At 65.5% G+C, this 18577-nt stretch carries 17 protein-coding genes; 10 read left to right on the forward strand and 7 right to left on the reverse strand.

Annotated features, from left to right (window positions below):
• Positions 1-118 precede the first annotated feature (118 nt).
• The gene (gene purM, locus AC1Q6Z_RS20500) at positions 119-1192 is read left to right on the forward strand and encodes a phosphoribosylformylglycinamidine cyclo-ligase (RefSeq protein WP_492649060.1); all 1074 of its coding nucleotides are present in this window, start codon (positions 119-121) and stop codon (positions 1190-1192) included.
• Entirely contained in the window at positions 1189-1857 is a 669-nt protein-coding gene (gene purN / locus AC1Q6Z_RS20505; RefSeq protein WP_492649061.1) for a phosphoribosylglycinamide formyltransferase, read from the forward strand. The genes purM and purN overlap by 4 nt, the downstream gene beginning before the upstream one ends.
• A gap of 144 nt (positions 1858-2001) precedes the next feature.
• Here the strand turns inward: purN and AC1Q6Z_RS20510 are convergent, their stop codons facing one another.
• A complete protein-coding gene (locus AC1Q6Z_RS20510) occupies positions 2002-2778 on the reverse strand; it encodes a L,D-transpeptidase (protein WP_492649062.1) in 777 nt (258 codons plus the stop codon).
• A gap of 338 nt (positions 2779-3116) precedes the next feature.
• Here AC1Q6Z_RS20510 and AC1Q6Z_RS20515 point away from each other — a divergent pair, with 338 nt between their 5' ends.
• The 4 genes from AC1Q6Z_RS20515 to AC1Q6Z_RS20530 all read left to right on the forward strand — a co-directional run bounded on the left by AC1Q6Z_RS20515 (position 3117) and on the right by AC1Q6Z_RS20530 (position 8214).
• Positions 3117-4505, forward strand: a complete 1389-nt coding sequence (locus tag AC1Q6Z_RS20515) for a methylmalonyl-CoA mutase family protein (protein ID WP_492649063.1) — start codon at positions 3117-3119, stop codon at positions 4503-4505.
• 229 nt (positions 4506-4734) lie between these two features.
• On the forward strand, positions 4735-6867 hold the full coding sequence (scpA, locus tag AC1Q6Z_RS20520; RefSeq protein WP_492649064.1) for a methylmalonyl-CoA mutase: 2133 nt from the start codon (positions 4735-4737) through the stop codon (positions 6865-6867).
• A gap of 92 nt (positions 6868-6959) precedes the next feature.
• Positions 6960-7919, forward strand: a complete 960-nt coding sequence (locus tag AC1Q6Z_RS20525; RefSeq protein WP_492649065.1) for a glutathione S-transferase family protein — start codon at positions 6960-6962, stop codon at positions 7917-7919.
• Positions 7920-7989: 70 nt separating this feature from the next.
• Positions 7990-8214 (forward strand): hypothetical protein, encoded by a 225-nt coding sequence (locus AC1Q6Z_RS20530; RefSeq protein ID WP_435267229.1) that lies wholly within the window; start codon positions 7990-7992, stop codon positions 8212-8214.
• A 1-nt stretch (position 8215) separates the two neighbouring features.
• On the opposite strand, the gene AC1Q6Z_RS20535 is transcribed toward AC1Q6Z_RS20530, so the two are convergent.
• On the reverse strand, positions 8216-9841 hold the full coding sequence (locus AC1Q6Z_RS20535; RefSeq protein WP_492649066.1) for a cisplatin damage response ATP-dependent DNA ligase: 1626 nt from the start codon (positions 9839-9841) through the stop codon (positions 8216-8218).
• A gap of 14 nt (positions 9842-9855) precedes the next feature.
• On the opposite strand from AC1Q6Z_RS20535, the gene AC1Q6Z_RS20540 reads away from it, so the two are divergent.
• The gene (locus tag AC1Q6Z_RS20540; protein ID WP_492649067.1) at positions 9856-10068 is read left to right on the forward strand and encodes a hypothetical protein; all 213 of its coding nucleotides are present in this window, start codon (positions 9856-9858) and stop codon (positions 10066-10068) included.
• A gap of 26 nt (positions 10069-10094) precedes the next feature.
• Here the strand turns inward: AC1Q6Z_RS20540 and AC1Q6Z_RS20545 are convergent, their stop codons facing one another.
• From AC1Q6Z_RS20545 to AC1Q6Z_RS20555, 3 genes are all read right to left on the reverse strand, one after another.
• Positions 10095-11105 (reverse strand): ligase-associated DNA damage response exonuclease, encoded by a 1011-nt coding sequence (locus tag AC1Q6Z_RS20545; protein WP_492649068.1) that lies wholly within the window; start codon positions 11103-11105, stop codon positions 10095-10097.
• Between the two features lie 217 nt (positions 11106-11322).
• A complete protein-coding gene (locus AC1Q6Z_RS20550) occupies positions 11323-11769 on the reverse strand; it encodes a MarR family winged helix-turn-helix transcriptional regulator (protein WP_492649069.1) in 447 nt (148 codons plus the stop codon).
• Between the two features lie 63 nt (positions 11770-11832).
• Complete coding sequence (locus tag AC1Q6Z_RS20555) at positions 11833-14133, reverse strand: putative bifunctional diguanylate cyclase/phosphodiesterase (RefSeq protein WP_492649070.1); 2301 nt, start codon at positions 14131-14133, stop codon at positions 11833-11835.
• Between the two features lie 237 nt (positions 14134-14370).
• Between AC1Q6Z_RS20555 and AC1Q6Z_RS20560 the strand changes: the two genes are divergently transcribed.
• From AC1Q6Z_RS20560 to AC1Q6Z_RS20570, 3 genes are all read left to right on the forward strand, one after another.
• Complete coding sequence (locus AC1Q6Z_RS20560; RefSeq protein ID WP_492649071.1) at positions 14371-15735, forward strand: TIGR03808 family TAT-translocated repetitive protein; 1365 nt, start codon at positions 14371-14373, stop codon at positions 15733-15735.
• A 157-nt stretch (positions 15736-15892) separates the two neighbouring features.
• Positions 15893-16147: a type II toxin-antitoxin system Phd/YefM family antitoxin gene (locus AC1Q6Z_RS20565; RefSeq protein ID WP_439631617.1), complete on the forward strand. Its 255-nt coding sequence runs from the start codon at positions 15893-15895 to the stop codon at positions 16145-16147.
• A complete protein-coding gene (locus AC1Q6Z_RS20570) occupies positions 16147-16548 on the forward strand; it encodes a type II toxin-antitoxin system VapC family toxin (RefSeq protein ID WP_492649072.1) in 402 nt (133 codons plus the stop codon). Before AC1Q6Z_RS20565 ends, AC1Q6Z_RS20570 begins: the two co-directional genes overlap by 1 nt.
• Positions 16549-16553: 5 nt before the next feature.
• On the opposite strand, the gene AC1Q6Z_RS20575 is transcribed toward AC1Q6Z_RS20570, so the two are convergent.
• Both AC1Q6Z_RS20575 and AC1Q6Z_RS20580 read right to left on the reverse strand, forming a co-directional pair.
• Positions 16554-17054: a copper chaperone PCu(A)C gene (locus AC1Q6Z_RS20575; RefSeq protein WP_256118706.1), complete on the reverse strand. Its 501-nt coding sequence runs from the start codon at positions 17052-17054 to the stop codon at positions 16554-16556.
• 118 nt (positions 17055-17172) lie between these two features.
• A complete protein-coding gene (locus tag AC1Q6Z_RS20580) occupies positions 17173-18552 on the reverse strand; it encodes a PepSY-associated TM helix domain-containing protein (RefSeq protein WP_492649300.1) in 1380 nt (459 codons plus the stop codon).
• Between the last annotated feature and the right edge of the window lie 25 nt (positions 18553-18577).

Here is an 18577-nt window from a genome sequence, read left to right on the forward strand (position 1 = left end):
AGCGCCGGCATCACGGGTAAATCGGTGAAAAAATCCCGGTTTTCCCGGCATTGCGCTTGCACTTGCCGGCCCATCATGCCAATCGGGCGCGAACAGCGAGAAGTCGGAGACGAGAGCCATGAGCCAGTCGGAAAAGAACGGTCTGACCTACAGCGATGCAGGCGTCGACATCGACGCGGGTAACCTGATGGTGGAAAAGATCAAGCCGGCCGTGCGCTCGACGCGCCGCCCTGGTGCGGATGGCGAAATCGGCGGCTTCGGCGGCCTCTTCGACCTGAAGGCCGCAGGCTTCACCGATCCGGTGCTGGTCGCCGCGAACGACGGCGTCGGCACGAAGCTCAAGATCGCCATCGACGCCGACCGCCACGACACCGTCGGCATCGACCTTGTCGCCATGTGCGTCAACGACCTCGTGGTGCAGGGCGCCGAGCCGCTCTTCTTTCTCGACTACTTTGCCACCGGCAAGCTCGATCCAGACCAGGGTGCCGCGATCGTCGAAGGAATCGCCGAAGGCTGCCGCCAGGCCGGCTGCGCGCTGATCGGCGGCGAGACGGCCGAAATGCCCGGCATGTATTCGCATGGCGACTATGATCTCGCGGGCTTTGCCGTGGGTGCCGCCGAGCGCGGAAAACTGCTGCCGGCCGGCGACATCGCGGAAGGTGACGTCATCCTCGGCCTCGCCTCCTCCGGCGTGCATTCCAACGGCTATTCACTGGTGCGCAAGATCATCTCGCTCTCCGGCCTCGCCTGGGATGCCGAAGCGCCGTTCGACGCGTCCAGGACGCTCGGCGAAGCGCTGCTCACGCCCACCAAGATCTATGTGAAGCCGCTGTTGAAGGCGATCCGCGAGACCGGCTCGATCAAGGCGCTGGCGCATATCACCGGCGGCGGTTTTCCGGAAAACATTCCGCGCGTGCTGCCGAAACATCTCGCCGCCGAAATCGACCTCGACGCCGTCAAGGCGCCGGCCGTGTTCTCCTGGCTTGCCCGCACCGGCGGCGTGGAAGCCAGGGAAATGCTGCGCACCTTCAACTGCGGCGTCGGCATGATCGCTGTCGTGCCGGCCGACAAGGCCGACGAGGTTGCCGCCGTGCTGACCCGTGAAGGCGAGACCGCCTTCCGCCTCGGCCGCATGGTCGCCCGCGAAGAGGGCGCCGCCGGCACGATCTACAAGGGCACGCTCGCCCTATGAGCCAGACGGCACGCAAGCGCGTCGTCGCCTTCATCTCCGGCGGCGGCTCCAACATGCTGGCACTCGCGAAAGCCGCGGAAAGCCCTGATTTCCCGGCAGAGATCGTCGCGGTCTTCTCCGACAAGGCAGACGCCGGTGGGCTTGCCAAGGCCGAAGCGCTAGGCATCCCGGCCCGCGCCTTCCTGCGCAAGGATTTTTCGAGCAAGGAAGCCCACGAGGCCGCCATCCTGGAGGCGCTAGACGCGCTGTCGCCGGATCTCATCTGCCTCGCCGGCTACATGCGTCTGCTCTCCGGCACGTTCATCAACCGTTACGAAGGCCGCATCCTCAACATCCATCCCTCGCTGCTGCCGCTGTTCCCCGGCCTGCACACGCACCAGCGCGCCATCGACGCCGGCATGCGCATCGCCGGCTGCACGGTGCATTTCGTGACCGAGGGCATGGATGAGGGTCCAGTGGTGGTGCAGGCTGCCGTGCCGGTGCTGCCGGGCGATACGTCGGATGCGCTGGCCGGACGGGTGCTGAACGTCGAGCACCGCAGCTATCCGCTGGCGCTGCGGCTCGTGGCTGAGGGCAAGGTGCGCATGGAGAACGGCAAGACCGTCTCCAGCGGAGACCTGCCACAGATCGACGGCGCGCATCTGATCTCGCCGGCGGCGGTTTAACGCCCTCTTTCGGCCCAGACCTTTACCCACCCACCAACGTCATCCTCGGGTTTAACCCGAGGATCCATCCGCGCCCGGAACATGGATGGTCGGGTCAAGCCCGACCATGACGGAGGAGAGGTTGGCGGGAGACGGTGTCAGCGCTCAAATGACGAGAATCGGCGCCTTGCCCTTCACGCGGTCGTAGAGGTCCATGACATCCTGGTTGAGCATGCGCACGCAACCCGATGACACGGCTTTGCCGATCGATTTCCATTCCGGCGAGCCGTGCAGGCGGTAGAGCGTGTCCTCGCCGTTCTGGAAGATGTAGAGCGCACGCGCGCCGAGCGGATTGTTGAGGCCGCCGGGCATGCCGCCGTTGGCGCCGGAATATTTCACCAGTTCCGGCTGGCGCGCGACCATCTCGTTCGGCGGCGTCCATTTCGGCCAGGCCTGTTTCCACTGGATGACGCCGCGGCCCGACCAGGCAAAACCCTGCCGGCCGATGCCGACGCCGTAGCGCATGGCGCTGCCGTTCGACTGGATGAGATAGAGGAAGCGGTTGCCCGTATCGACGATGATCGTGCCCGGCTTTTCGGCAAACGGGCTCTCGACCTCCTGGCGGTAGAAGCGCGGGTCGATCTGCTGGTAGGGCACCGCCGGCACCTGGTAGCCACCATCCGAAACCGAAGCGTAGATCGAGGCGTAACGGGAGGATTCGGGCAGCAGGCCCGAGGGCGGCGTCTGGCCGTAAATGCTGATGGGACCCCTGCCGTCGATATATTCCGGACGGCCTTCCAGCGCGGGATTGCGGAAATAGGGCCGCGTCTCCTCGCGGAAACGATCCGTATTCATGGACGAGGTGCAGCCGGCGAGACCCGTCGCCATGGCAAGGCCGGAGAACTGCAGGAAGCGGCGGCGGGAAAGCGCGGTGTCGGTCATGGGGGGCGTCGATATCCGTTTTGCGGAAGCCGATAGTCTGTCAGGTTCACACTGAACCTGACAGACTATCGATTTCTTTGTTTTCGTTTGTCTTTCCGGGAAAACCGGATTCCACTTTTCCCTGACAAACTCTAGAATGGAGCGAGAGGCTGAATCACTAACTAACGAAATGCCAATTAGGTCCACAACCCTGCCCCAATTGTGGCAATTGCGGCTGACCTCAGGCTTACGCGCGTTGTTTTCTTGCCGACTGTGGCTTGCCGCCACTCTACCAAAGTGGCGCTTTACGCTGTATCCCCGATGGATAGGAATGCCGGGACAGGGGAGTGCGCGACGGGATGGACGCGAGCATCTTGAAGGAAGCGGGTTTTGCGCCCGTCGACGAGGCGGCCTGGCGCAAGCTTGCGGAAAAGGCGCTGAAGGGTGCCGATTTCGAGGCGACGCTGGTCTCCCGCACCGACGAGGGCCTCGAAATCCGGCCGATCCATGCCCGCCGGCAAGGCGCGCTGCCCCTCGCCCACGACCACGCCGCCACCCCGCATGCCGGCGATGCCTGGACCGTCAACCAGCGCCGCGACGATGCCGACCTGACCCGCGCCCGCGCGCAGATGGCCGACGATCTCGAAAACGGCGCGACCGGCATTTCGCTCGTCTTCGCCGGCAGCGCCGCCGCCCACGGAACGGGCATCCGCGCCGACAGCGAAACCGCCTTCCGCAAGACCGCCGCCGCGCGCGCCGCGGCACCCTTCTCGCTGCGCCTCGAAGCCGACTTTACCGACCGCGCGCTTGCCGCAACCCTCGCCCGCGCGCTCGACGAGGCGGGAGCATATGACGCGCCGGTACATTTCGGGCTCGATCCGTTCAGCTCTTCCTCACCTGAAACAGGAGATTCCGCCGCCGCTGCCAAGGCTTTGATGGAATACAGCTTTTCCGGAACAATCTTTAATGCCGATGGGCGACTAGCGCACAATGCGGGCGCCGGCGAAGCGCTGGAGCTCGCCATCGTGGCGGCAGCGCTCGCGGAGAACCTCCGCCGTCTCGACGCCGTAGGCGTGGCGCCCGAAAGTGTTTTCGCCGCGACCTCGCTGTCGCTGGCCGCAGATCAGGATCAGTTCCTCACCACCGCGAAATTCCGCGCCGCGCGGCTGATCCACGCGAAGATGCAGGCCGCCTGCGGCATCTCGGACCCAAAGCCCGCACACATCCACGCCGAGACGAGCTGGCGCATGCTGACGCGGCGCGATCCGGAGACCAACATCCTGCGCAACACCATCGCCGTCTTCGCCGCCGGCACCGCGGGTGCGGACGAGATCACCGTGCTGCCGCACACGCTGGCGCTCGGCGTGCCGGACCCTTTTGCCCGCCGCATCGCGCGCAACACGCAGGTGGTGCTGATCACCGAAAGCAACCTCGCCCATGTCGCCGACCCGGCTGCGGGTGCCGGCGGCATCGAGGCGTTGACGGAGGGGTTGGCGGAGAAGGCGTGGGAGGTTTTTGCGGATATCGAGAAGGCGGGCGGGCTTTCGGGTGCGATTGCTTCGGGGGTGGTGAAGGGGCTGGTAGAGGGGGCGCGGGATGCGCGGCGGGCGAGGGCGATTGTCGGGACGACGCTGTTTCCGGTGAACCAGGAGCGGGTGTTCACAGTGCTGGGGCTACTTTCGGAGCCAGTAATCGTCGGCGGGCTTCGCCCGGTGCTGCTGGCCGATTTGGTGGAGGAGGCGGCGTAATGTGGGTGGCTTACCCCCCTCTGCCCTGCCGGGCATCTCCCCCTCAAGGGGGGAGATTGGATGGGGCAATGTTTCGCCCATCTCTAACGTTGCAATTTGAGTGCCGTCCGTGCGTCTTGCCAATCTCCCCCCTTGAGGGGGAGATGCCCGGCAGGGCAGAGGGGGGTGAAGCCGCGATGCATGCCCTCTTGATCGCCCACCCAGAATGCCGCACCGCAGGAGCCACCGCATGAGCCGGATCCCCGATTTCTCCGCCATCGCCTGGTCGAAGCCGACCACCCCCACGGCCCCCACCGGCGAGGCCGCATGGCGCACCCCGGAGGGCATCACCGTCGCGGGCGCCTATGGCGAGGCGGACCTCGCCGGCCTTTCCTATCTCGACACCTGGCCGGGTGCGGCACCCTATCTGCGCGGCCCCTACCCCACCATGTATGTCCAGCAGCCCTGGACGATCCGGCAATATGCCGGCTTCTCCACCGCGGAAGAATCGAACGCCTTCTACCGCCGCAACCTCGCGTCCGGCCAGAAGGGCCTCTCCGTCGCCTTCGACCTCGCCACCCATCGCGGCTATGACAGCGACCATCCGCGCGTCGCCGGCGATGTCGGCATGGCGGGGGTGGCGATCGATTCCATTCTCGACATGCGCCAGCTCTTCGACGGCATTCCGCTCGATCAGATGAGCGTCTCCATGACCATGAACGGCGCGGTGCTGCCGATCATGGCGCTGTTCATCGTCGCGGCGGAGGAGCAAGGCGTTTCGGAGGACAAGCTGTCCGGGACCATCCAGAACGACATTCTGAAGGAGTTCATGGTCCGCAACACCTATATCTACCCGCCGCAGCCCTCGATGCGGATCATCTCCGACATTTTCAGCTATACCAGCCGGCGCATGCCGAAGTTCAACTCCATCTCGATTTCCGGCTACCATATGCAGGAGGCCGGTGCGACGGCGGACCTGGAGCTCGCCTATACCATCGCCGACGGCATCGAATATGCCCGCGCCGGGGTCGCCGCCGGGCTCGACATCGACATCTTCGCGCCCCGCCTCTCCTTCTTCTGGGCGATCGGCATGAATTTCTTCATGGAAGTCGCCAAGATGCGCGCGGCGCGCCTGATCTGGGCCGCGTTGATGAAGACGAATTTCGCGCCGAAGGATGCGCGGTCGCTGGCGCTGCGCACCCATTGCCAAACCTCCGGCTGGTCGCTGACCGCGCAGGACCCGATGAACAATGTCATGCGCACCATGGTGGAGGCGATGGCGGCGACGCAGGGGCATACACAATCGCTGCACACCAATTCCTTCGACGAGGCGCTCGCGCTGCCGACCGACCATTCCGCCCGCATCGCCCGCAACACGCAGATCCTGCTGCAGAAGGAAAGCGGCACGACGCGCATCATCGATCCCTGGGGCGGCTCGGCCTATGTGGAGCGGCTGACGCATGATCTTGCGGCGCGTGCGCTCTCCCATATCGAGGAGGTGGAGGCGCTCGGCGGCATGGCGAAGGCGATCGAGAAGGGCATTCCGAAATTGCGCATCGAGGAGGCCGCAGCCCGCACGCAAGCGCGCATCGACTCGGGCCAGCAGACCGTCGTCGGCGTCAATTTCTCGCGACCGGAGCGCGATATCGAGGTGGACGTGCTGAAGGTCGACAATTCCGAGGTGCGCGCCCGCCAGCTCTCCAGACTCCAGCAATTGAAGGGCACGCGCGACACGGCGGCAGCCGAAAGCGCGCTCGATGCCCTGACCGGCGTGGCGAAGAGCGGTGACGGTAACCTGCTGGAATTCGCCGTGAAGGCGGCCCGCGCCCGCGCAACGGTGGGCGAGATCGCCTTTGCGCTGGAAAAGGCCTTCGGTCGCCACGTCGCGGAGGTGCGCACGATTTCCGGCGTCTATCGCAAGGAGATGGGCGCCAACGACCGGGCCTTCAACACCGCCGTCGACAAGGTCGCGGCCTTCGAGACGCTGCGACGCGAAAAGCCATCCATCCTCGTCGCCAAGATGGGGCAGGACGGGCATGACCGCGGGCAGAAGGTCATCGCCACCGCCTTTGCCGATCTCGGCTTCAATGTCATCGTCGGCGCCATGTTCCAGACGCCGGAAGAGGTGGCGGAGCTCGCCATCCGCGAGGGCGCGCATATCGTCGGCGCCTCGTCGCTGGCCGCCGGGCACCTCACGCTGGTTCCGGAGTTGAAGGCCGCCCTCGTCAAGCGCGGCGCGCGCGACATGCTGATCGCGGTCGGCGGCGTCATCCCGCCGCAGGATTTTCCCGCACTGGAACAGGCCGGCGCCGATGCGATCTTCCCGCCCGGCACGGTGATCGCGGATGCCGCTTCGGCATTGATCGACCGGCTCCTCGCCTGACTTTGTGAACGCTGTGTCAATCGGCGGCGGAATTGCCGTTTTCGTGCGCGGGCGATAGGTCGGGTCAACTGGAACCGGAACGAGGTGACGCGATGCTGGTCAACGGCAAATGGACGGAAGACTGGCAGCCCGTGCAGGCAACGGACGCCAAGGGCGGCTTCGTGCGGCAGGTTTCGAGCTTTCGCAACTGGGTGACGCCCGACGGCAGCGCCGGGCCGACGGGCGACGGCGGTTTCGAGGCCGCAAGCGGGCGCTACCATCTCTATGTCGCGCTGATCTGCCCCTGGGCCTCGCGCACGCTGATCACCCGAAAACTGAAGAAGCTGGAAGACGTCATCTCCGTGTCAATCGTCGAGCCGGCGCTTTCCGAGCAGGGCTGGCGCTTCGGCGACTATCCCGGCGCCAACCGCGACGACCTGAACGGCGCGACCTATGTGCACGAGATCTACACCAGCGCCGACGCCACCTTCACCGGCCGCGCGACCGTGCCCGTGCTGTGGGACAAGCAGCGCAAGACCATCGTCAACAACGAATCCGCCGATATCGTGCGCATGCTGAACAGCGGTTTTGGCGCCCTGGCGGATGAAAGCGTCGATCTCTACCCGGAAGCGCTGCGCAATGAAATCGACGCGCTGAACGAGCGCATCTATCCGGCCCTCAACAACGGCGTCTACCGCGCCGGCTTCGCCACCACGCAGGTCGCCTATGAGGAAGCCTTCAACGGCGTCTTCGCCATGCTCGACGAGTTGGAAGCGCGGCTTGCCGCCGGCGGGCCGTTCCTAACCGGCACGACCTTCACCGAAGCAGATATCCGCCTCTTCGTCACCCTGATCCGCTTCGACGCTGCCTATTACGGCCTGTTCAAATGCAACCGCCAGCGCATCGCCGATTATCCGGCGCTCGCGGCCTATACGAAGCGGGTGCTGGACCTGCCGGGCGTGCGCGAGACGGTCAGCATCGACCATATCAAGAATGGCTATTATTCGATCAAGTCGCTCAACCCGAACCGCATCGTGCCGGTCGGGCCGGACCTTTCGGCGCTGGGGTTTTAACCCCGCCACGCCTTGACGACGCGGGCGGGTTACGGAATGGTCGGCGCCGATGAGAGCACGGCCATTCCCCTTGGCAAGCCTCTTGGCGGCAGTCGTCTCGGCTGTCGTTCTCGCGCTGTCCAGCATGCTCTCCGAGCGTCATTGCGCCTTCGGCTTCGGTGGTTTCCAGTGTAACGACCCTGTGGCCGGCTATGGCAGCGTCTTGTTGACGGCCACCCTTGCCTCCTTCGCCATCCTCATCGTCTCGGCGCTGATCGCGACGTGGAAACTGGTCGCCTGGTTCCGCGCGCGATAGGTCAGGCCTCCTTCGCCTCCACCATCGCCATCAGCGTTTCCAGCCGGTCCGCGTCCGCCGGCAGCTTGTCCTGCCGCAGTCGCGCGATGCGGGGGAAGCGCATGGCGACGCCGGATTTGTGGCGGGTGGAGCGGTTGATGCCCTCGAAGGCGACTTCCAACACGAAGCCGTAGGCGGGTTCTGCCCTGACGGCGCGCACCGGGCCGAAACGGTCGGTCGTGTTGTTGCGCACGAAGCGGTCGAGCACTTCGAGCTCGGCATCGGTGAAGCCGAAATAGGCTTTTCCGACGGGCACCAGCATGTCGCCCTCCGGGCCGGCGGTCCACACACCGAAGGTGAAATCGGAATAGTAGCTTGACCGTTTGCCGTGGCCGCGCTGGGCATACATCATCACCGCGTCGACATTGTAGGGGTCGCGCTTCCACTTGAACCACGGCCCCTTCATGCGGCCGGCCTGGTAGGGGCTGTCGAGGCGCTTGATCATCACGCCTTCGATGACCGGATCGGGCGGCTCGCGGCGGATGGTTTCGAGTTCCTCCCAGGATTGGAAGGGCACGAGCGGCGAGAGGTCGAAGCGGTCGTGCGGCGCCTTTTCGATGAGATGGCCGAGACGGGCGCGGCGGGCGGTGAAGGGTTCCGGGCGCACATCCGCCTCGCCGTCGAACAGCACGTCGTAGGCGCGCACGAAGGCGGGGAAGTCGTCCAGCATCTTGGTGTTGACGGTCTTGCGGTTCAGGCGCTGCTGGAGATCGGAGAAGGTGCGCGTCGGGCTGTTCATGCGCGCCGTGCCGCCGACGAGCAGCTCGCCGTCGACCACGCCCTCGAAATTGATCGCGTCCAGCACATCCGGGAAGGCGGCGGAAATGTCGTCGCCGGAGCGGGAATAGAGGCGGCGCGTCGTGCCTGCGGAGGACATCTGCACGCGAATACCGTCCCATTTCCATTCGGCGGCGAAATCGGCGGGGTCGAGATTGTCGAGATCGCCCTCGCCCACCGGATTGGCGAGCATGACGGAATGGAAGATCGCCGGCGTCGCCAGAACCGGGCGGTCGGCGCGGCCCTCCAGCCAGGCAAAAAGCGGCTCGTAGGGCGGCGAGATGCCATGCCACAGCGTCTCGATCTCGGTAATGTCCTTGCCGGAGAAATCGGCGAGCGCCTGCTTGGCGAGCCGCGCCGAGACGCCGATGCGCAGGCCGCCGGTGGCAAGCTTGAGGAAGGCGAAGCGGGCGGAGGGATCGAGTTGTTCCAGCAGATCGCGCACGGCACCGCGCACCTCGGTGCGGCCGAGCGCGTTCATGCGGGTGACGACGGCGCTCAGCCGCGGCTGTGCCTCGTCCGGCACGCGCTCCTTGCGCTCCTGGTCCCAGACGAGCGCGATGGTTTCCGCGAGATCGCCCACATAGTCGTAGGAATAGCGGAACAGCACCTCGTCCATGCGTTCGAGCACGAGTTCGCGCAACAGCGCCGGCTTGACGCTCTTCAGGTCCAGCGTGCCGGCGATTGCCGCAAGGCCGTAGCCGCGGTCGGGGTCCGGCGTGTCGCGGAAGTAGTCGGCGAGGAGTTTCAGCTTGCCGTTGCGCGAGGGGGTAAGGACCAGGCGGTCGAGGAGGGTGGCGAAGGCTCTCATGAAAGTCCTCCGCCTTGCGACGCGAACCCCAGCTTCCCACGTCTTTCGCCATGGGCAAGCTGCACAACATCATCACAACCATCCTCAGCACGATCGGTCTCGTCCTGGGCATCTGGGGTGGCTACGAACTGGCGGGCATATTGGGCGCGATCCTGTTCGCACCGGTCGGCGCGTTCGCCGGCCTCGCGGTGGGCGCGCTGCATATCCGGCTTTTGATGTTCCATTGACATCGGGGCGTGCAAATCCTCGCGCATCAATCCCCCTCATCCTCATAACCCACCAGATGCAACGGCCGCGCCGGCACGCCAGCGAGTTCGCACCAGCGGACCAGCGCCTCCTCGCGGCCGTGGGTTACCCAGACCTCGCTTGGCGCAAGTTCGCGGATCGTCTCGGTCAGTTCCGGCCAGTCGCAATGGTCGGAGATGACGAGCGGCAGTTCGACGCCACCCTGCTTGGCGCGCTGGCGCACCATCATCCAGCCGGAGGCGAAGGCGATGAGCGGTTCGTTGAAGCGGCGCGCCCAGCGGTCGGCGAAGGCGGAGGGCGGGCCGACGATGACGGCGCCGCGGAAATCGGTCGGGTCGCCCTTTTCCAGCGTGGCCGGCCGCAGGTCGCCGAGATCAATACCGCGGCTGACATAATAGTCGCAGAGCCGCGCCAGCGAGCCGTGGATGTAGATCGGCAAGTCATAGCCGCAATCGCGCAGCAGGCGGATGACACGTTGCGACTTGCCGAGCGAATAAGCGCCGACAAGGTGGCTGCGCTCGGGGAATTGTTTGAGCGAGGTCAGCAGCTTGCCCATCTCGGCCTTGGGCTCCGGGTGGTGGAAGACCGGCAGGCCGAAGGTCGCCTCGGTGATGAAGACGTCGCAGGGCACGGGCTCGTAGGCCGCGCAGGTCGGGTCGGCACCGCGCTTGTAATCGCCCGAGGCGACGATGCGCAGGCCATCCTTCTCCACCGCGATCTGGGCCGAGCCAAGCACATGGCCGGCGGGGTGGAAGGAGACGGTGACGCCGTTGAGATCGATGCGCTCGCCGAAAGCGGCGGCCTGCGAGGAGCCGCAGAAATCCTCGCCATAGCGGATTTCCATGATGTCGAGCGTCTCGCGCGTCGCCAGCACGGCGCCGTGGCCGGCGCGGGCATGGTCGGAATGGCCATGGGTGATGAGCGCCCTCGCCACGGGGCGGACGGGATCGATGTAGAAATCGCCGGCGGGGCAATAGAGGCCGGCGGGCGCCGGTTTGAGCAGTTGGTCGGGCTTCATGCCAGGGAAGATAGTGGCTTTCGCGCGCTCTGCCAGTGGGGGGAGAGGCAATGCCGCTTGGGCGTGCCGTGCCGGTGGATCCTCTGGCCGAGCCCGAGGATGACGGTGGGAGGAGAAGCCGCAGGACCATCGACCGACGCGGCATGCGACGCGGGTGCTCTTTTCCACCGACCAGTTCTTCTTCGTCATCCTCGGGCTTGACCCGAGGACACATCGCTCAGGCGAGCGCCAGCATGCCGGCGCGCAGTGCGGTCATGTCGACGGCGGAGAGTTGCTGGTCGACCTTGGCATGCGTTTCCTTCCAGGTCGGGAAGGCCTGGGTCAGCAGGCGGCGGCCTTCCACCGTCAGCCGCAGCAAGCGCCCGCGGCGGTCGCGCGGGTCGGCCTCGATCTTCACGAGGCCGCGGCGTTCGAGCGGCTTCAAGGCGGCGGTGAGCGTGGTGCGGTCCATGGCGAGCAGTGTCGCGACCGGCCCCATCGGCGGCGGCTCGGGGCGGTTTAGCGCCATCAGCAGGGAGAACTGGCCGTTGGTGAGGCCATGCGGGCGCAGCGCATCGTCGAAACGCCGCGCAAGAGCGCGCGCGGCGCGCTGCACATGCAGGCACAAGCAGTTGTCACGCACGAAAAGCGTCGTCTCGTAGGGAATCAGCACGTCATCAAGCATGATTCTTACTGTTGATATCAACGTAACAATGTCAAGACCCGATGGCCCGTACTGCGGGGAATATCAGAGATTCGGGATGCACAGAATCGCTTGAAGCGCGCGGGCATCGATGGGCCGGCTGAGGTAATAGCCCTGGATCTCGTCGCACCCGGCCTCTCGCAGAAACTCCATCTGCTCGCGGGTTTCCACGCCTTCGGCGATGACGCGCAGTTGCAGCGAATGGGCGAGCGAGATGACGGCGCGGGCGATCGCTGCATCGTCGCCATCGTCCGGCAGGTCCTGCACGAAGGAGCGGTCGATCTTCAGGCGGCCGACCGGGAAGCGCTTCAGCGAGGCGAGGCTCGAATAGCCGGTGCCGAAATCGTCGATGGCCAGCGTCACGCCGAGCTGTTCCAGCCGGTGCATGGTCTCCACCGCCTGCTGCACGTCCTCCATGATCAGGCTTTCGGTGAGTTCCAGTTCGAGATAGCACGCTTCGAGCCCGCTTTCCTCAAGGGCTGCGGCGACGCGCTCGACCCAGTCCTTCTCCTGGAACTGGCGGGCCGAGACGTTGACGCTGACGACGATGGGCGGCAGGCCGGAGACCTGCCAGGCCTTGTTCTGCCGGCAGGCGGCGCGCAGCGTCCAGTCGCCGATCGGGCCGATCAGGCCGGTTTCCTCCGCCAGCGGAATGAAGTCGCCAGGCCCGACGAGGCCGCGGTCCGGGTGCCGCCAGCGGATCAGCGCCTCGACGGCGAAGATGCGGCCGGTCGAAAGATCCATCTGCGGCTGATATTGCAGGAAGAGCTCCTGCTGGGCGAGCGCGCGGCGCAGCTCCTCCTGCCGTACCAGCTTTTCATGCGCCCGGTTGGCGAGTTCCGCGGTGAAGACCTGCATGGCATCGCGGCCGATTTCCTTGGCGCGGTACATGGCGGCGTCGGCGCGGGCGAGCAGTTCGGTGGCGTTGCGGCCATGCTCCGGATAGGCGGCGACGCCCATGCTGCAGGTGACCTGGAAGGAGCGGCCCTCGATCTCGACCGGCTCGGCAACCGCCTCGCGCACGGCGCGCAGCCGGTCTTCCACCGTCTCGCCCTTGCGCGGTGCGCCGTTGATCAGCACGACGAATTCATCACCGCCAAGGCGCACGATACTGTCGCTGGCACGCACGCAAGCCAGCATGCGCGCGGCGACGATCTTCAGCAGCGCATCGCCCGCATGGTGGCCGAGGCTGTCATTGACCAGCTTGAAATTGTCGAGGTCGAGGAAAGCGAGCGTCATGGTGCCGCCACGCTCGTCCGCCGCCTCGATGGCGGAAGCCACGCGCTCGTCGAGCATGCTGCGGTTCGGCAGGCCCGTCAGCGTATCGTGATGCGCCATGAACTGGATGCTGTCTTCGGCCTCCTTGCGCTCGATGGCGATGCCCGCAATGTGGGTCGCCATGCCGACGAGCTTCATACATTCGGCAGAAGGCTCTCCCGGCGTGCGGGAATAGAGCGCGAAGGAACCGAGCACCTTGCCCTGGTAGGAGCGGATCGGCGAGGACCAACAGGCGCGAAAGCCATAGGGCGCCACCAGCGCGCGATAATCGTCCCACAACGGGTCGGTCGCGATATCGGAGACAATGACCGGTTCGCCACGCCACATGGCGGTGCCGCAGGAGCCCATCGCCGGGCCGATCTCGGCGCCCTCGATCAGCCGGCAATAGGCGGGGTCGAGGTTTGGTGCGGCCCCGTTGACGATGTGCTTGCCATCGGGCGCCAGCATCAGGATCGAGCCGGTGACGTCGGAAACATGCGCCTCGATCAGCAGGATCAGCGAGGAAAACACCTCGACCAGCGGCGCGCCGAGCGCGATCATCTTGAGGAGATGCGCCTGGCCGACATGCAGGCTCTCGGAGCGCTTGCGCTCTGTGATGTCCCGCGCGATACCGACGATGCCGATCACCTCGCCGGCGCCGTTGCGCACCGGCAGCTTGGAGGTCAAAAGCCATTTGAGATTGCCGCGGGAATCGCGGATCAGCTCTTCCATGTCGAGCATCGGCCGGCCGGAGCGGATGATCTCCTGCTCCGTCTCGAAGAAGCCGCGGGCGACATGTTCGGGGTGGATGTCGAAATCGGACATGCCTTCCAGGCTTTCCAGCCCTTCGCGGTAATTGTCCTTGACGATCGCCCGGTTGGCGACGACGAAGCGGCAGTTGCTGTCCTTGAAATAGAGATAGTCCGGCACCTCGTCGATCATGGCCTCCAGCCAGATCGTGCGGTCGTTCTGCGCCGCGGCAAGCGGAAACAGCCGTGCTGCCTCGCTCATCAGGCGCTCGCTGGCGGACATCAATCGCGCCGTCGCGTCGGCGTCGTCGTTGCCAAGGTGGGACAGTTTCGTCGACATGAACCCCTGCAATTTTCAAACGCAAGGAAGGACACTGCCGGCCGCCGCCTCTTCCCGGTAACACCCAAAGGTACATGCCAAGTCGTTATCCAACCCTAAAGGAAACCAGCGAAATGCTGCCAATGCGGGCTTTCCGTCACATCTTTCGGCAACTTGGGCGGGCATCACCCCAATTGTTCCGTTTCGGCACAAAACCACTTGGCACGGTTCCTGCTCCTTGACCGGCAAGGAGCTATCATGGTTACCAGACGGTTATTCCTTTCAGGCCTCAGTGCGGCCGGCCTCGCCACCGCGGCGGCAGCCCAAAGCGAGCCGGTGCCGATCCTCGACGTGGACCTGCGCGGCAGCATCGATGCCTCCGCGCACGGCATCCGGCCAGGAGCAGGCGACCGCAAGAGCAAGGCCTTCGCCAAGCTCCTGAAGGAGGCGGCGGGCAAGAACATGCCGGTCTTCCTGCCGCCCGGCGACTATACGATCTCCAACGTCACCCTGCCCGACAACACGCGCATCACCGGCGTTCCGGGCGCCACCCGCATCCTCTATGGCGGCGACGGCCATCTCTTCGCCGCCGACGGGCTTTCCCGCGTCGAGCTTGCCAATCTCGTCATCGACGGGGCGAACCGCTGGCTGGACGACACGGTCGAGGGCCTCGTACACCTCAGCAACGTCGCCCAAGTGACGATCGAGAATTGCGAGATCCAGGGCTCGTCGAAGACCGCGGTGAGCCTGCAACGCTGCGGCGGGCGCATCGAGCGCAACCGGCTTTCGGGGGCCGCCGACTATGCGCTCTATGCCGTGGAGAGCCACGACCTCTCCGTCACCGGCAACCATGTCTTCGACTGCGGCAATGGCGGCATCCTGATCCACCGCTGGCAGAAGGGTCGCGACGGCACGATCGTTTCCGGCAACCGCATCGCCCGCATGGCGGCGACGCGCGGCGGCACCGGCGAATATGGCAACGGCATCAACATCTTCCGCGCCGACGACGTGATGGTGACGAACAACCACCTCTCCGGCTGCGCCTTCTCCGCCATCCGCGCCAATGCCGGCTCGAACGTGCAGATATCAGGCAATACCTGCCTCGACAGCGGCGAGACGGCGATCTACTCGGAATTCGGCTTCGAAGGCGCGATCGTCAATGGCAACCTGATCGACGGCGCCGCCAACGGCATCCTCATCGTCAATTTCAACGAGGGCGGCAGGCTCGCCACCGTCACCGGCAATGTCGTGCGCAACCTCAAGCTCGAAGGCCCCTATGTGCATGACGGCGCGGGCTTCGGCTTCGGCATCGCGGTGGAGGCCGACACGGTCGTCTCCGGCAACACGATCGAGAATGCGCCGAAATGGGGCCTGATGCTGGGCTGGGGGCCTTTCATGCGCGGCCTCGTCGTCAGCGGCAACCTGGTGCGCAAAAGCCCGGTCGGCTGCGCCGTCACGGTGGTCGAGGAGGCAGGCTCGGCGCTGATCTCCGGCAACATCTTCGAGGACACCCCGAACGGCGCGATCGCCGGCTACCGCTGGAACGAACGCACCACCGGCGACCTCGCGACGGAAGGCGCCACCTACGCGCACCTGACGATCGAACGCAACCGGACGGGCTGAGCCCGTCCCGAAACGCGTCTCTCCTTCCTGCCCGAACGGAGAGGCGCCATGGTGGATGAGGGGGCGGGCTGTCCAGGTACCGCTTCCTCATCCGCTGTTCTTGCAATGGCACGCTGCAAGCCTTACTCTAGCTAGACAGTCTAGCCAGGAGACGCCCATGGAATGGCAGTTGCAGGATGCAAAGAACCAGTTCTCCAAGGTCGTCGACAAGGCCCGCACGGAAGGCCCGCAGGTCGTGACACGGCGGGGACAGCAGACGGCGGTGGTTCTTTCGATCGAGGACTACAATGCGCTGAAGTCTGGCCGGCCGAGCTTCGTCGACGACCTTCTTGCCGGCCCCGCCTGGGATGACGCGCTTGTCGACGCCATCGAGGCCCGGCCGGAATGGCCCCGGCGCGACGTCACGCTCTGATGTACCTGCTCGATACGAACGTGCTGTCCGAGGCGCGGCGCGGAACGCCCCAGGCACTCGACTGGCTGCGCTCCGCGGACCCCGACCGGCTCTATCTGAGTGTCATCACGCTCGGCGAAATCATGCGCGGCGTCGCGCTCAAGGAACGGTCCGATCCGCAAACCGCCGCACATCTCTCCGCATGGCTCGCCCGCCTCCGGCAGGACCATGCAGCACGCATCCTGCCGGTCACCGACCGGATCGCCGTTGAATGGGGCCGCGTTTCGGCGCTGCGCCCCCGCGGCGGGGCGGACGGCTTGATTGCCGCCACCGCCCTTGTGCACGACCTGATCGTGGTCACACGCAACATCGCCGATTTTGCCGATACCGGCGCTGCCTGCCTCAACCCCTGGGAGCTTTAGCGGCCTCAGCCCCCATGGCCCTCATGGTTGCCGGATGCGGCGTCGCCCTGTTTTGCGCCGGGCTTGGCGGCTTCGATCTTGAAGTCGACGTCAATCGTGCCCGCCTTTTCGAAGGTCAGCGTCGCCTTGAAGCTTTCGCCTTCCTTGAAGGGCTGCTTGATGCTCATGAACATGACGTGCTGGGCGCCGGATTTCAGCTCGACGGTGGCGCCGGCGGGGATTTCGATGCCGTCGGGCAGCTGGCGCATCTTCATGATGTCGTTCTCGATGGCCATTTCGTGAAGCTGCACGTCGTCGGAAACCGTCGGCGCGGTGATGGAGACGAGGCGGTCGGCCTCGCTGCCCTTGTTGGTGATGGTGAGGAAGCCGCCGCCGACCGGCTGGCCGGGCAGCGTCGCCTTGGAGGCCGGATGGTGGATTTCGAGGTTGCCGAGGGTGAACTCGTGGGCGAAGACGGCCGAGGCCGAAAGCGCCAGAGCGAGAACCGTTGCAAGCATGCGTTTCATGAAAATTCCTTTCTAGAGCATTTCCAGCCGAAGCGACTTCGCTTCGGCGTCGGATAATGCGGCAAAACAAAAACCTGGAGCATGTCCGGTGAACCGGAGTTCACCGGACATGCACTGATCACGAGAAGATGCGCCGGAGCGGCGGCACGAAGCGGATGACGAGCTGGTCGAGAAGGATCATGGCGAGGATGGTGATGCCTGTCAGCGGAAAGAGCACGCCGAAGACCGCGGCGATGGCCCAGAGGCCGAGATAGATGCGCTTTTCGCGCGGGGCCGGCGGCACGCCGATGCGGCCCTTCGGCCGGCGCTTCCACCACATGACGACGGCCGACACACTCATCGCGATGACGATAAACGAGGTCGACAGCATGAGGAGCTGGTTGAACAGCCCCCATTCCTGGCCCTTGTGCACGTTGATGCTCCATTCGATCGCCTTGCCGGTCGCTGGATAATCGGCAAAGGCGGTATCGACGAGGCGCTCGCCGGAATATTGGTCGATATGGATCGTGCGCTCGTATTCCAGATCGGCCGGGTAGATCGCGGCGGTGTAGACGCCGGTTTGGCCCGAGGGCGGCGACAGCTCGTAGCCGGGCAGCATGCCGGCGGCGTTGGCGATCGTCACCGCATTGTCGAGGCCGATCGGCGGCAGGGCCTTCTGGCCGTCAACCGGAACGGTCGATTGCGGCACGGGGGCGTTTTCCATCAGCCAGGAGGCTTTCGGCAGCACGTCGGTGGTGATCAGCATGGAATGGGGCACGCGGTCCCAGAGTTCGACCGGATAGCCCATGCCGTTCGCCGTCAGCGTCGCGTTGACCTTGGCGCCCCAGAAGCCGGACCAGAGCAGACCGGAAAACGCCATGAACAGGATAAGGACGCTCGCGAAGACGCCGGTGACGGCGTGCACGTCGCGCCAGAAGACGCGCCGGGCCGGCGTGCCGCGCACGCTGACGACGCCGCCGGTGGCATTGCGCGGCCACCAGAGATAGAGGCCCGTCAGCACCAGCACGATGGCGAAACCGGCGACGACCTCGATGATGCGCTCCCAGGAGGTGCCGAAATAATCGAGGCTGTGCAGGTCCTCGACGACCTGGTTGAACTCCTGGTTCGCTGGAAGGGTATCGAGCACGGCGCCGTCGTAGGGATCGACGAAGACGAGCATTCTGCCGGCATCGCTGGCGAGCGTCACGCGGGCGGAACGGTCGGCGCCGGCCGGCGTGCGGTAGGACGCGAGCGTGCTGCCCGGCACGGCCGCGAGCGCTTTTTCGACGATTGCGGAGGGCGGCAGTTCCGCGGTGCCGACCGCGACATAGTTGCGGTAGCGGAAGAGGCTCGCGTCGATCTCGTCGTTGAAGAGATAGAGCCCGCCGGTGATGGCAAGGCTGATCATGAAGGGCACGGCTAGCAGGCCGGCGAAGAAATGCCAGCGCCAGATGGCGCGGTAGAGGCGCTGGGCGAGCGCGGAAGGTTCGGCGGCGGCAAGGGCCGGCGCATCGGAGATAACGGACATGCGAAGGGTCCTGTCA

It is taken from the genome of Shinella sp. GW835-FHT14H05, from assembly GCF_058793575.1.